This window comes from Pseudomonas sp. 8_5_2 (genome assembly GCF_059295255.1).
The window spans coordinates 3,000,796-3,014,179 of record NZ_CM181238.1 but is presented as its reverse complement, the minus strand read 5'-3'; the positions used below and the strand labels follow the sequence as shown (position 1 = coordinate 3,014,179).

Genomic DNA, 13,384 nt, shown 5'->3' with positions numbered 1-13,384 from the left:
CAACGGGGTCGCGCAGGCAGGCTCAGGGCCGCAGCGCTGCGTCCATCATCTGCTGCAGCGGCGCATAGTCCGCCTGGCTGACGGGGACCAGGCCGCTGGCATCCTGCGAAGCAACGAACGCCGCCAGCGCCTGCGGGTCATCGAGCATGGCACTGCGAATACGGCTTCTCAGCGCCGGACACAGGCTGGCACTGAACACATACGGGTCGTAGTAGATTGGCCGTGACCGCCATTGTGCCTTGAGCTGCGCCGGTGCAATGGCGTGCTGGGCGAGGTACGCGTCGGTGCGCTCGCTGGCGACGAACGCGGCATCGACCCGGCCTTCCAGCAAGGCTTGCAGTGCATTGTCGTGGTTGCCGGCATACACCAGCGCACCAAAAAACTGCGACAGTGGCATGCCCACCCGTTCGGCGAACTCGACGCTGGGCACCAGGCTGCCGGAAGTGCTGGCCGGGTCGGTCAGCGCCACACGCTTGCCACGCAGCGCCTCGATGCCATCAGGGCTTGCACCCCGGGTCAGCAGCAGCGCCTGGTAATGATTGCCCGCCGGGGTGTAGGGGCCAGCGCTCAAGGTGAGGGTGGCAAACGGCTCGATGCGCGGATCGCGGCGGTGGGCCAGCACATACGAGGCGGGGCCGAGGCGGGCGATGTCCGCTCCACCCGAGACGATGGCATCGACCACGCTTTCGTAGGAGCTCGCGATCACCAGCTCCACTGGCACCCCCGCCGCCACGCTCAGGCGCTGCAGCAGCGACTGATGCTCGCGGATCATCTGTTCGGCGCTTTTGATCGGGATCACCACCAGGCGCAGGCTGCGTGGCGTACAGTCCGCCGGCGCAGCATTGCCAGGGGGGATGCCGAGCAGGTTGACCAGCAGCAACCCGGCCAGGGTTTTCAATACGCGCATGCCTTGTCCTCGACGCCGTTGAAAGGCGGGTATTCGCGCAACTGCGCCAGCGACAGCGGCCGGCTGAAGTGGTAGCCCTGGGCAATATCGCAGCCCGCCAGTTTCAGGCACACCACCTGTTCACGGGTTTCCACGCCCTCGGCCACCACTTCCAGCCCCAGGCGCTTGGCCAGGATGATGGTGGAGGACACGATCGGGCTGTCGTCATGGCTGTTGGACAGCGGCGCGATCAGCGAGCGGTCGATCTTCAGCTTGCTCAGTGGCAGTGAGTGCAGGTGGGCGAAGCCTGCGTAGCCGCGGCCAAAATCGTCCAGGCTGATACCCAGGCCGGCGTTGCGCAAGGTATGCAGGTGCGTCACTGCCGTGCCTTCGGCGTCAAGGATAGTGGTTTCGGTGATTTCCAGCTCCAGCCGATGGGGCGCGAGGCCATGCTGCAGCAACTTGCGCAGTAGCCGCGCGGCGAAGTCGGCCTGGCGCAGCTGCAGGGCGGAAACATTCACTGCCAGCCGCGTCTCCCGGCCCTGGGCATCCCAGCTGGACAACGCCTCACAGGCCAGGCGCAACACCTCCCAGCCCAGCTCGACAATGAAGCCGCTGCGTTCGGCCAGGTCGATGAAACGGTCCGGGTACAGCAGCCCGAATTCGGGGTGGTCCCAACGCACAAGCGCTTCGTAGCCCAGCACTTGCTGAGTATCCAGGCGTATCTGCGGCTGGTAGTGCAGCACGAACTGGCGCTCGGCCAAGGCGCTGCCAAAGGCCTGCTTCAGGGTGAACGCCTGAATGTCAGCCAGGTTCAGCGAGGGGTCGAAGAAGCGATACTGCGCGCGCCCGGCCTGCTTGGCCGAGTACATGGCGGCATCGGCGGTACGGATCAGGCTGTCGATGTCCTGGCCATCGCGCGGGCAGATGCTTACGCCCACACTGGGGCTGGTGTTGACCTCCTTGCCGTCCAGGGCGTAGGTGGCCGACAGCTTCTGGACCAGTTCACGAACCCAGCCATTGATCTGTTCTTCACTGCGCTCGCCGGCAAGCAACACCACGAACTCGTCGCCGCCAAAGCGCGAAGCCTCGTCGCCAGGCTCCAGCAGGCGCTGGATACGCCCGGCCACGGCCTGCAGCAGCAAGTCGCCGATCTTGTGCCCAAGCGAGTCGTTGATCGACTTGAAGCGGTCCATGTCGATGAACAGGATCGCCATCAGCCGGCGCTTGCCGCGCTGCCTGGTCAGCGCCAGGCCGGCCACTTCGACGAACTGGCGGCGGTTGTGCAGGCCGCTGAGGTGGTCGGTGGCGGCGGCGTGGCTGCTGCGCCGGTGTTCGTCCTCCAGGCGGCCGATCAATTGCTGGTTGACCTGCTGGGCATGTTCCAGCGCGCTGAAGGCCTCCTGGCGCTTGCGCAACAGGCGCAAGGTCCACAGCAGGCTGGCGAGGATCATCAGGGTCATGCTGAGGTTCAGCCAGAACTGCCGGGAATAGGCCAGGGTCGAGGCCGCCAGGATTTCATCCTGGCGCTGGCTGACCACCACGCTGAAGCCCCGTTCAGGGACGCGCCGGTACAGGCTCTGGTACGCCTCGCCAGCTGCGTATTGGGCCAGCAAGCCCGCTTCGTTGGCGCTGTTCGGTAGCTCGGGCTGCAGCGTATCGCCCGCCACCACCACGCCACTGGTGTCGATGCGCAACCGCTCCAGGCCGTCATCCTGCAGCAGCCGTACCAGGCCACTGCTGCTCAGGTCGATGTGCTGGAACAGCACCGCCAGGTAGCCGATGTCCAGCTGGACCACCAGGATATGGTCGATTTCGCGCCCGGTCAGGTCGGTCAGTGGCAGCACAAAGGGCAGGCGCCAGTCAGGCAGGGCGGCTGGCGGGCGGGCGGCTTGAACGCTGGGCAGGAAAGGTTTGAAACCATAGCGGGCAATGTGTCGCTGCAACTGCCGCAACCAGTCTTCGGGCAGCCCGCGGGCCTCGTCGGCATGGCTTGCCGACAGCAGCCGGCCTTGCCGGTCGTACAGGCTCATGCGCTTGAACACCGGGTCTTCGGCGAGTATCCGCGCCAGGCTGAAGTTGCCCTGGCGCAGCATCTTCATGTCGTCTTGGGTGACCCCGCCCACGGCCTGGGCGCGGTCGACAAGCTGGCGCAGGCTTTCGCCGACGATACTGGCCAGGTTCAGGTGCTCGGCGGCCTTGGCCGACAGCGCATCTTGCCGAGCGGCAGCTTTTTGCGTGACGTGCAGCCCCCAGAGGAAGGCCAGGGTCGCTGCACAGAGCATCAGGATCAGCAGCCGCAGAAGGCTGGCGGAGGAAAGCGAACGGCGAATCACTGCTGATAGTTCCCGACCCTGGGTGATGTTTGAAAAATACGACAGTCAGATGACAGCCTAATGACTAGTGGCCAATAGCCTCTAAGGTTTTCCCCGGTCAGCTACTGGTGTCTGCAAGCGCGCGGTTTCTTCCTCGATATAACTCATCAACGCGCTGACCTCGGCATCGCCCAGGCGCATGTTGGGCATGGCCATGCGGTTGTACTGCTCATACAGCAGCATGGCCAAGGGGTCTTTTTCGGCCAGCATCTGGTCGGGCTCTTTCAGCCAGCGGGTCAGCCAGTTGGCATCACGCTGGCGGGTCACGCCCAACAGGTCGGGGCCGATACCGGGTTGCCCGGGTTCGCTGCGGCCCAGGGTGTGGCAGGACGAGCAGCGTGTGCGGAAGATCTGCTCGCCACTGCTGGGCGGGCGTATCACGGGGGCCTGGGCATAGTCGTTGTGCATGGCGCTGGCCTGCTTCCAGTTGTGCAGGCTGTTGCCCAGGCGGTCGGCGAGGATGTACGGGCTCTCGAAGGGCGAGGCCTTCATCCAGCGGCCGGTGGCCTGGTTGCCGATGATCAGGCTCAGGTTGTGGTCCTTGGAACGGCCGTTTTCCAGGCCGTCGATCCACAGCCCAAGGCTGCGGCGCAATTTTTCGATATCGTCGGGTTCACCGGTGAGCAGCGTCCAGCCCGGGCCAATGCCGAACTTTTCGGCGTAGCGCTTGAGGGTGGCGGGGGTGTCGTTGTAGGGGTCGATGCTGATGGAATAGAGGAAGATGTCCTTGCCGATGCGGTCCCCCAGTATTTTCTGCACCTGCCGCAGGCGGGCGGTTTCCACCGGGCAGGAATCGGTGCAGCCGGTGAAGATGAAGTTGATGGCCACCACCTTGTCCTTGATCAGGTCGTCGAAGAAATGCACCTTTTCGCCGTCCTGGGTCAGCAGCGGGATGTTGGGGAAGTAGTCCGCTCCCCAGGGGGTGGCGGCTTCGTCGGCCACCGGTTGTTGCGGCTGCAATGGCCAGAATGGAAGGCTGGCGGCGAACAGCGCGAGCACCAGCAGGAAACGCCATGTGCCGGGCATGATGCGGTCCTCTTTGTGGGGATGCTGCACACAATCTTTGCAGGAGCAGCCTTGTGCTGCGAAGCGGCCATTACAGACGTGGCGGCTGCCTGCACCGGCCTCTTCGCAGCACAAGGCTGCTCCTACAGTCGTTACCATTGCCCAGCTATTTGATGCTGATCGGCACTGTCACGCTCTGGCCCAGGGTCGACTTCACGGTCACCGTTGCCGGCGTGGCCGGGCCGTTGCCGGTGGTGGTTACCGACAAGCGCCAGCGGGCACCGCTGGTGGCGGCGGTGAGTGTGGCCGTGCCCAGGTTCAGCGGCCCGGCGGTGGTTGCAGCGGTCACGCTGATGCTGTTGCCAGTGGCCACCGAGGTGGTACCGGCCAGGTCCCAGGTGTAGCGGTTGCCACTGCGTACCTGCACCGTGGCACTGGTGACCTGGATCTGGTCGACTGGCGCCGCCGGGTTCACCACGATGCTGACCGTGGCGGGCGCTACCGACTCGGCACCCTTGGCATCACGCGCCGTGTAGTTGAAGCTGGCGGTGAACGGTGTGCCTACCGTGGCCGGTGGGGTGTAGGTCACGGTAGTCCCGTCGGTGCTGGTGGTGCCCTGGCCAGAGTCCGGCTGGCTGAGGCCAGTGACGGTCAACGGCAGGTTGCCTTCCGGGTCGGTGTCGTTGGCCAGCACATTCAGGCTGACGGCCTTGCCTGCGGTAGTGGCGGCACTGTCGTTGTTGGCGACCGGTGGCTTGTTGGCCGAACTATCGTCATCGCCATCATCATTACCTTTGGTACGGAAGGTCGGCAGGCCGACCGAAGCCATGTATTCCACTCCGTCCCAGCCCGGCAGCGGGGTCGGCATCACCTGGAACTGGCCCGGATGCTCGAGGTCCCAGCGCAGCAGCATCGACGAGTCCTCGTGCTGGGTGTTGTGGCAGTGCTCCATGTAGGTGCCAGCGAACTCGCGGAAGCGGATGGCCATTTCCACTTCTTCCGACGAATCGGTATCCGGCCCGATGCGATACACATCCTTGCGCGCCCATTTTTCCCACTCTGGCGGCGCCTTGCCGTCGCGGCTCAGGATCACGCCTTCCTCGAAGTGCACATGCACCGGGTGGCTCCAGCCGTTGCCGCCGTTCTTGATTTTCCACACCTCCAAGGTCCCGTCGCCGCTGAACCCGGCATCGGTGGACTGGTTGGCCAGTTGCGGTGCTGCACTGATGCGGCGTGGGTCCATGCTGTAGCCGAAACCACCGTCGGTCTTGATTGTCCAGGGGTTGGTGTCGGTGCCGTCCGAGCGGCCGAAGATGAACTCGCGGTGGCGGGCATCCTTGATCTTGGCCTGGTCGGTTGCCGAGTTGCGGTCGATTGGCAGCGGCAGCATTTTCAGGCCTTCAGCCTTGCCCGGTTTGGCCGGTTCGTAGGCCACCGGGTCCATGCTCAGGTCCTGACCGGCGTACGGTTGTACCAGCAGTTGCAGGAACTTGCCGACTGCAGGGTCGCCGTTGTCCCACTGCGGGCCGTTGCTGGTCTGCTTGATCACTGCCTTGTATTTTCCCGACAGCACATCGGCCAGCGAAATAGTGCCTTCCGGACCCTTGCCGGTGCGGTGCTCCTCAAGGTTGATGAAGTACAGCTTGTCGCCGGCCTTGATGCCGTTCTTGGCGAAGTTGATGATGATGTCGTAGCGTTCGGCGATGCCTTGCAGCGGCAATATACCGTTGTTGTCCTGCAGGTTACCGTCGGCATTCAGGTCCATGGTGCCGTCGAACGGCACGGCGTGTTCCATGATGTTGCCGTCGTTGGCGATCATGTGGAACGGCACTCGCGCATACGACACGTTGGAGCCGGACGGGCCTTTGAACTCACCGCTGGTGCCAGCAATTTCACGTACCACGGCAAACTTGAAGTAGCGCGACACCGAGCCGTTGAGGATGCGGAAGCGGTAGCTGCGCGCACGCACCTTGAGCTTGGGCTGGTATTGCCAGTTGACCAGGATCTGGTCACCCAGGAAGCCATCGGTGTTGAACGGGTTGAACCACAGCTGGCCGTTGGCATCCCAGGCCTTGTCGGCGATCACCAGGTTCACGTCGTAGTCGCGGTTCCCCCATGGCATGCCCGAGCCGCTGGGGAAGCGCAGGTTGACGCCATCCTGCAACGCCTCGTTGCCGCGGTCCAGGGCGCTGTAGTAGTTCATCATCACGGCGTTGCCCTTGTAGACGTTCTGCGCCGTGAAATCCATCATATGGTCGTGGAACCAGTGGGTGCTCATGGTTTCACGCCAGTCGCCACGAATCTTGATGCTGCCGTTCTGGCAGGTTTTCAGGCCTGGCGAGTCATCGTTGACGAACAGCGTTTCACCTGGCGCGCAGGGGAACGCCGCACGCGGGTCCTGGGCACGCGTGTTGATGGTGTCGTAGCCGGCCAGCTGCACGGGCCAGCGGTAGTCGTAGTACTGACCGGGGAAGAAGTAGGCGTTGGCGAAGCCGTCGCTTTCAGCCGGTGAGTGGCCGTTGTGCTCGTGGGTCGAAATGGTATGCAGGCCAAAGCCCCCGTTGGCCGAGGGGTCGATCGGCAGGGCGTTGTAGTGGCGCATCAGGATTGGCTGGCCGTAGCGCACCATCAGCAGCTTGGGCGGGAAGGTGCCGTCGAACGTCCACAGTGACTTGTGGTTCTGCAGTGGGAAGTTGGGGTGGAATCGGGTATCGATGCCTTTGGTGGTACCCAGCGTGGTCGGGATATCGGACGTCTGGTAGTACAGCCCGCCCGGCGCGAACTCACCGGCAGCATAGTTGTGCAGCTGCTTGCGATCGCGCAGGCCCAGGTTTATCCGCGCCCCGGCCTGGGCGGTCTTGAACGCCGCCTGCGGGTAGAACTCGTTCCAGCGCTGGTGCGACCAGCCTTTTCCTGGTGGCCGGCCTTCTGCCGGCGAACCCACCGGGTGGCGGTTGAGGAACATTTCGATCTGCGCCTTCCACGGGTTGCGGTCCAGCACGTTGGCGTACTGGGTGGGGAAGGGGTACAGACCTGGCTGCTTGAGGAATGCTTCCAGCGCGGTGCCGCTGGGGCCGCTGCGGGCCACCACGTTGGGGTCCTGTGCAGGGGCGGCGCCGAGCGTGGGGACCGGGAATGTCAGGTCGGGCGGAGGCAGTGCCGGGTCGAGTTTTTCCGGCCCGAATTCTTCAAACAGCAGCAGTTGCTGGGTGAAGGGTTGGGCGCCGAACAACGGGCTGGGCTTGCCGTTGGTAGGGTACCGGTCCGAGGTTTGCAGCGCGGGAGGCAGCACGTTGTCTATACGCACGGTCGAACGGTCGCCATACACGCCATCAGTGAGTTCCAGCGAGCCCTCGTTGGCTTCTTTCAAGGTATTGAGGTTTAGCAGAGCCGGCGTGGGGTCGTCGGGCTGATCAGAGTAATAGGACGGATCGGTCGGTGGTGGCTGGCTATTGTCATCCAGCGGCGAGGCCACTGCTGTGATCAGCCCGAGGCTGAGCATCAGCGCTGTGACGGTAGATAGCTGGAATGCATGCCTGGCAGGGTGGATCATGGCAGGTGTTTTCATTGCCTTGTGCCTCGCTCACGGCTATATGGCTGGGAGCCATCAATGGCGTTTTGCCTGGTTCAAGGGCCTGAGCAATGGTTGTGCCAACAGATATTTCTGTAATGCTTTGTTAAACAAATCCTTGCGGCGCCTGAAGCGCGCTAAATAACCGCGCGTCAATAATGGGGATAAGTACCCAGTAGCGGGGCACCGGTTGCCCACGTTTTGGGGAGTGGGGGGAGTGACAGCCGGGCCGCCCTGGGGTATACCTGAACGCCACCAAGGGGAGCCCGGCAACGGGCTGAGAAACCGCTGAGCTCTGCAGCGCGGTGACCCTTCGAACCTGATCCGGATCATGCCGGCGAAGGGATGGGATTCGAAACCTGCCTTTTTGCCGGCCTCACTGCGGGGCCTGTCCATGCCAACTTCCAAGGTCTCGCTGTCACCCCCTTCAAGGACAGCAACATGACCGAACGCTTCAGCCAGTTCCTGCGCCGCCAGAGCGAGCCGACCTGGTCGGCGGCCGTTGGCCACCGTTTCGTGACCCAATTGTGCGACGGCAGCCTGCCTGACCCGATCATGGTCGACTACCTGGTGCAGGATCACCGCTTCCTCGACAGCTTCCTGGCCTTGCTGGGCGCGGCCATCGCCAGCACCGACAGCTTCGAGGCGCGCCTGCGCTTCGGGCGCTTTGCCGGAATGATCAGCAGCGACGAGAACACCTACTTCCTGCGCGCCTTCGAGGCCCTCGACGTCAGCCCTGCACAACGCAGCGAGCCGGCCGATAGCGCGCCAACGGCGGGCTTCAAGGCAATCATGCGCGAAGCGGCGGCGACCCGCTCCTACGCGGCGGCGCTGGCCGTGCTCAACGTTGCCGAAGGCCTGTACCTGGACTGGGCGCTGAAAGCGCCGAAACCCATGCCGGCCAATTTCGTCCATGCCGAGTGGATCACCTTGCACGACAACCCGGCGTTTCAGGCGTTCGTCGCCTTCCTGCAAAGCGAGCTGGACCGCGTCGGCCCGCAGGAGGCGGCACTGGCGAGTGACTTCTACCAGCGCACCGTGGCGCTGGAGCTGGCCTTCTTCGACGCCGTGTACCCGGAGGTCAAATGAGCATGGACATCTTCCAGCGCCTGAAGACGGCTGCCGAGCCCCAGTGGCACAGCTATGTCGACCATGATTTCGTGCGGCAGATGGGCGAGGGCACACTGAGTGAGGCGGCGTTTCGGACGTACCTGGTGCAGGACTACCTGTTCCTTGTCCAGTTCGCCCGCGCCTGGGCCCTGGCTGCCTACAAAAGTCGCCGCCCGGCCGACATCCGCGCGGCACAGGCGGGGCTGGCGGCGATTCTGGATGAAACCGAGCTGCACTTGCGCCTGTGCGCGCGCTGGGGGCTGACCCAGGCCGACATCGAGGCGGCACCCGAGCACCAGGCCACCGTGGCCTATACCCGTTATGTGCTGGACTGCGGTGCAGCGGGCGACTTGCTGGAGCTGCACGTGGCACTGGCGCCGTGCGTGATCGGTTATGCCGAGATCGGGCGGGCCCTGGCAGAGCAGATCGGCGACTTGAGCAACCACCCGTACCGCGAGTGGATTGGCGAGTATGCCGGGGACGGTTATCAGGGCGTGGCAGCGGCAGCGCGCAAGCACCTGGATGAGCTGGCGGCGCGGAGCATGACCGAGCAGCGGTTTGGCGAACTGGTCGGTATTTTTGGCCAGGCGTCGAGCCTTGAGGCTGATTTCTGGCAGATGGGGTTGGATGGGGGGTGATTGGGGGCTGAGAGGTGTTTGCCCCAGGATTTTCAGCGCCTGTCAGCCCTGATGCAAATCTCCCAAATCAAAGGGCTCGAACCGCTATGATGTGTGAGCAATGCAAAGCCCAAGGAGATCCTCGATGAACATCCTCAACGCCCGACTGCGCGGCAAACCCGGCCTGTTCCGCATCGAACTGAACGCCGAGCGCATCGCCGCCATCGTGCCCCAGCCCGAGCCGGTGACACCACGCGCCGCCGATGACCTGGACGCTGGGCAAAACCTGGTGGTGGCGCCTTTCATCGAACCGCATATCCACCTGGACGCCACGCTTACTGCCGGCGAACCAAGGTGGAACATGAGCGGCACCCTGTTCGAAGGCATCGAATGCTGGGCCGAGCGCAAGGCAATCACCACCCACGATGACATCAAGACCCGCGCGAAAAAAACCATCGGCATGCTCGTGGACCACGGCATCCAGCATGTGCGCACGCATGTCGATGTAACCGACCCCGCGCTCACCGCGCTCAAGGCCATGGTCGAGGTGCGTGACGAAGTGCGCGAGCTTGTCGACCTGCAGATCGTTGCCTTCCCGCAGGAGGGTATCGAGTCGTATGCCAACGGCCGGGCGCTGATGACCGAAGCGGTGGCGATTGGCGCCGACGTCGTCGGTGGTATTCCGCATTTCGAAAACACCCGCGACCAGGGCGTGTCGTCGGTGAAGTTCCTGATGGACCTGGCCGAGCGCAGCGGCTGCCTGGTGGATGTGCACTGCGACGAAACCGACGACCCGCAATCGCGATTTCTCGAAGTGCTGGCCGAAGAAGCCCGGGTACGCGACATGGGCAGCAGGGTAACGGCCAGCCATACCGTGGCCATGGGCTCGTATGACAATGCCTACTGCTACAAGCTGTTCCGCCTGCTCAAGCTGTCGGGCATCAACTTCGTGTCGTGCCCGACCGAGAGCATTCACCTGCAAGGGCGCTTCGACAACTACCCTAAACGACGCGGTGTCACCCGCGTGGCCGAGATCGATCGTGCCGGCATGAACGTGTGCTTTGGTCAGGACTCCATCGTCGACCCGTGGTACCCGCTGGGCAACGGCAACATCCTGCGCATACTCGAGGCCGGGCTGCATATCTGCCACATGCTCGGCTACGACGACCTGCAGCGCTGCCTGGATCTGATTACCGACAACAGCGCCCGCACCCTGAACCTGGGCGAGCGCTACGGCATCGAGGTCGGGCGGCCGGCGAACCTGTTGCTGCTGTCGGCCCCAGACGATTACGAGATGGTGCGCAGCCAGGGGCATGCGCTGGTGTCGGTGCGCCATGGCAAGGTACTGATGCGGCGCACCCCGGCGCAGGTGCAACGGTTGCTCTAAAGTTGGCAGGGCACAGCTGAATGCCAGTCAGTTAAGCAATTGGGGCCGCTCGGCGGCCCATCGCCGGCAAGCCAGGCTCCCACAAGTACGGCGCATGGCTTGAATGCGATGCGGTCGGATGGAGCAGGCATCCAGCAAGCTTGGCTCCCACAGGTACGGCGCATGGTTTGAATGCGATGCGGTCGGATGGAGAAGGCATCCAGCAAGCTTGGCTCCCACAGGTACGGCGCATGGTTTGAATGCGATGCGGTCGGATGGAGCAGGCATCCAGCAAGCTTGGCTCCCACAGGTACGGCGCATGGTTTGAATGCGATGCGGTCGGATGGAGCAGGCATCCAGCAAGCTTGGCTCCCACAGCTACGGCGCATAGTTTGAATGCGATGCGGTCGGATGGAGCAGGCATCCAGCAAGCTTGGCTCCCACAGGTACGACGCATGGTTTGAATGCGATGCGGTCGGGGTGGGAGCTGGCTTGCCGGCGATGGGCTGCACAGCAGCCCCATTAGCCTTGACTGACTGGCATCAGGGCTGAATGGCCTTCAAAAACTTCCCTGCAAGATGTTGCGGCGGCACACGATCACCGCAACACCCCGCTGCTGCAATAGCAGCGGCACCTTCGATACTCCTCCGTTAGCTGAGGCCGATCTCCGCTCTCGTTGGCGCCGTTGCGTCCTCCCCATTTCTTCGATCACGAACCCGTCACCGGCTGGTGCTGGAATGCGTTAGCGATGCGCACGTGTGTACGGCTGCGTCGTAAAAACGCCTGAAATTTCACCTAACATGCGATAAGCCGTGATTATTCCACCTTAATCAAGCATTGCGGGGCAGCCCAACTATCGTCATAATTGGTATGTAATTACATGGTACATAACACAGTACAAAATCGTAGGAGCAAGCATGGGCCGGGGCGGTATCAACAAGGTCGTAGTGCAGCAGGCACGTCAGGCGCTGATTGCCCGGGGCGAAAACCCCAGCATCGACGCCATACGTATAGAGCTGGGCAATACCGGGTCGAAGACCACGATTCATCGCTATTTGAAGGAACTGAACGGCCAGCAGCCGGTGGCGTCGGAAGGGGGCGTAGCGCTGAGCGAAGTGCTCAGCCGCCTGGTCGGCCAACTGGCCACGCAGCTGCAGGACGAGGCGGACCTCAGGATCGAGCAAGCCGAAAGCACATTCACCGAGCAGCGCGAACAACTGGAAGCGCAGCTTGCGATCGCGCAACAGGCGCTGGCTGCAGCCCATCAGCAGCACCAGATCGACGTGACTGCGCTGGCAGCCGAGTCGCAAAAGCTGCTGTCCACCCAGAGCACGCTGCAGGCCGAACAACTGCGCAGCGCCAGCCTCAATCAGTCGCTGGGTGAAATGCAGGTGCGCCTGGCCGACAAGGACGAGCAGGTCAAATCGCTGGAGGACAAGCACCGCCATGCCCGCGATGCGCTGGAGCACTACCGCACGGCCAGCCGTGAACAGCGCGATCAGGAGCAGCGCCGCCACGAAGCGCAGCTGCAGCAGTTGCAGCTGGAACTACGCCAGTTGCAACAGGGCATGATCGTCAAGCAGGACGAGCTGACCCGCCTTCACCGCGACAACGAGCGCTTGCTGGGCGAACACCGCCAGGCCGCCAATGAGTGCCGGGCGCAAGACCAGCTGCTAGAGCAGCGCGACGCACAAATACAGGGGTTGCGCACGATGCTCGCCCAGGCCCAGGGCGCCAGCGACGAAATGCGCCGGCAGCTGGATGTGCAGACCCAAAGCCTGCAGGACAGGCGCGACCTTTGCGCCGAACAGGCTCGCCAGTTGCAGCGGCTGGAGGAGCACCTGAGGGAGCGGGACGAGGCACTTGCGCAGTGCAGGGCGCAACTGCCTGCGGTTGCAGATTAATCAAACTTTCGCGGACGGCTGCTTTCTTCTATGGACACTCACGGGAGATAGCCATGCCTGAATCTAAAGCGCCAAACAAAGAAGGACCTCACTCGTCCGAACAGTCAGATAAGCCGAATGACCTGGGGTTCGACCCCGATTCGCCGGATGCCGATGACCCGCAGGTCGACCCGCAAGGGCCGGCCAAACCGCCAAGGGATGTGGAAAAGAAACAGTGAAGGCTAGCGTCACTCGACGTCATCAGGGACCGCAAAGCGGCCCCTGATTTGCCTGACTAGCGGTGTGCCCCCAGGATTGTCAGGCCTCGGCCTGTCTGGCTGCCTCGACACCCGCAGCAGACAACTTGATCGGATAGCTCACGCTGATCTGGTGGTCATTGCCCACCGTCACGCTGCCATCATGAATCAAACCCGCCTCCTGCAACGTCTTGAGCATGCCGGCCACGGCCTTCTCGCCGCGGTAGTTATCCAGCACTTCCTTGCCCAGCCCTTGGGGGTGCGCATGTAACAGGCGGGTCAGTACTTCGGTTTTCAATGCATCATTAGTCATG

At 63.2% G+C, this 13,384-nt stretch carries 10 protein-coding genes and 1 riboswitch; of the genes, 5 read left to right on the top strand and 5 right to left on the bottom strand.

The features are described from left to right. Positions 1-22 precede the first annotated feature (22 nt). The 4 genes from AC5O5R_RS13870 to AC5O5R_RS13855 all read right to left on the bottom strand — a co-directional run bounded on the left by AC5O5R_RS13870 (position 23) and on the right by AC5O5R_RS13855 (position 7,834). A complete protein-coding gene (locus AC5O5R_RS13870) occupies positions 23-907 on the bottom strand; it encodes a phosphate/phosphite/phosphonate ABC transporter substrate-binding protein (RefSeq protein ID WP_172228769.1) in 885 nt (294 codons plus the stop codon). Continuing rightward, positions 895-3,222 carry a putative bifunctional diguanylate cyclase/phosphodiesterase gene (locus AC5O5R_RS13865; protein WP_172228771.1) on the bottom strand — a complete coding sequence of 776 codons (2,328 nt, stop codon included), beginning with the start codon at positions 3,220-3,222 and terminating at the stop codon, positions 895-897. The genes AC5O5R_RS13870 and AC5O5R_RS13865 overlap by 13 nt, the downstream gene beginning before the upstream one ends. A gap of 81 nt (positions 3,223-3,303) precedes the next feature. Further along, positions 3,304-4,287, bottom strand: a complete 984-nt coding sequence (locus AC5O5R_RS13860; RefSeq protein ID WP_172228773.1) for an SCO family protein — start codon at positions 4,285-4,287, stop codon at positions 3,304-3,306. A gap of 145 nt (positions 4,288-4,432) precedes the next feature. Next, on the bottom strand, positions 4,433-7,834 hold the full coding sequence (locus AC5O5R_RS13855) for an Ig-like domain-containing protein (protein WP_494514459.1): 3,402 nt from the start codon (positions 7,832-7,834) through the stop codon (positions 4,433-4,435). A gap of 251 nt (positions 7,835-8,085) precedes the next feature. Beyond that, positions 8,086-8,200: riboswitch (TPP riboswitch) on the top strand. Between the two features lie 78 nt (positions 8,201-8,278). On the opposite strand from AC5O5R_RS13855, the gene AC5O5R_RS13850 reads away from it, so the two are divergent. The 5 genes from AC5O5R_RS13850 to AC5O5R_RS13830 all read left to right on the top strand — a co-directional run bounded on the left by AC5O5R_RS13850 (position 8,279) and on the right by AC5O5R_RS13830 (position 13,052). Continuing rightward, a complete protein-coding gene (locus AC5O5R_RS13850; RefSeq protein WP_172232144.1) occupies positions 8,279-8,926 on the top strand; it encodes a TenA family protein in 648 nt (215 codons plus the stop codon). Further along, positions 8,923-9,585, top strand: a complete 663-nt coding sequence (gene tenA / locus AC5O5R_RS13845; protein ID WP_172285362.1) for a thiaminase II — start codon at positions 8,923-8,925, stop codon at positions 9,583-9,585. The genes AC5O5R_RS13850 and tenA overlap by 4 nt, the downstream gene beginning before the upstream one ends. A gap of 124 nt (positions 9,586-9,709) precedes the next feature. Beyond that, positions 9,710-10,951, top strand: coding sequence for a cytosine deaminase (gene codA / locus AC5O5R_RS13840; protein ID WP_172229029.1), 1,242 nt, complete (start codon positions 9,710-9,712; stop codon positions 10,949-10,951). A gap of 896 nt (positions 10,952-11,847) precedes the next feature. After that, positions 11,848-12,834: a DNA-binding protein gene (locus AC5O5R_RS13835; protein WP_172229027.1), complete on the top strand. Its 987-nt coding sequence runs from the start codon at positions 11,848-11,850 to the stop codon at positions 12,832-12,834. 53 nt (positions 12,835-12,887) lie between these two features. Beyond that, on the top strand, positions 12,888-13,052 hold the full coding sequence (locus AC5O5R_RS13830) for a DUF6021 family protein (RefSeq protein WP_172229025.1): 165 nt from the start codon (positions 12,888-12,890) through the stop codon (positions 13,050-13,052). 79 nt (positions 13,053-13,131) lie between these two features. Here AC5O5R_RS13830 and AC5O5R_RS13825 read toward each other — a convergent pair whose 3' ends face one another. Next, a complete protein-coding gene (locus tag AC5O5R_RS13825; RefSeq protein WP_172229023.1) occupies positions 13,132-13,383 on the bottom strand; it encodes a hypothetical protein in 252 nt (83 codons plus the stop codon). Position 13,384 lies beyond the last annotated feature (1 nt).

Bases quoted from the DNA above. Each gene is read 5' to 3' on its own strand.
- AC5O5R_RS13870 (WP_172228769.1), bottom strand. From the start codon at position 907: ATGCGCGTATTGAAAACCCTGGCCGGGTTGCTGCTGGTCAACCTGCTC.
- AC5O5R_RS13860 (WP_172228773.1), bottom strand. From the start codon at position 4,287: ATGCCCGGCACATGGCGTTTCCTGCTGGTGCTCGCGCTGTTCGCCGCC.
- AC5O5R_RS13855 (WP_494514459.1), bottom strand. From the start codon at position 7,834: ATGAAAACACCTGCCATGATCCACCCTGCCAGGCATGCATTCCAGCTA.
- AC5O5R_RS13850 (WP_172232144.1), top strand. From the start codon at position 8,279: ATGACCGAACGCTTCAGCCAGTTCCTGCGCCGCCAGAGCGAGCCGACC.
- tenA (WP_172285362.1), top strand. From the start codon at position 8,923: ATGAGCATGGACATCTTCCAGCGCCTGAAGACGGCTGCCGAGCCCCAG.
- codA (WP_172229029.1), top strand. From the start codon at position 9,710: ATGAACATCCTCAACGCCCGACTGCGCGGCAAACCCGGCCTGTTCCGC.
- AC5O5R_RS13835 (WP_172229027.1), top strand. From the start codon at position 11,848: ATGGGCCGGGGCGGTATCAACAAGGTCGTAGTGCAGCAGGCACGTCAG.
- AC5O5R_RS13830 (WP_172229025.1), top strand. From the start codon at position 12,888: ATGCCTGAATCTAAAGCGCCAAACAAAGAAGGACCTCACTCGTCCGAA.
- AC5O5R_RS13825 (WP_172229023.1), bottom strand. From the start codon at position 13,383: ATGACTAATGATGCATTGAAAACCGAAGTACTGACCCGCCTGTTACAT.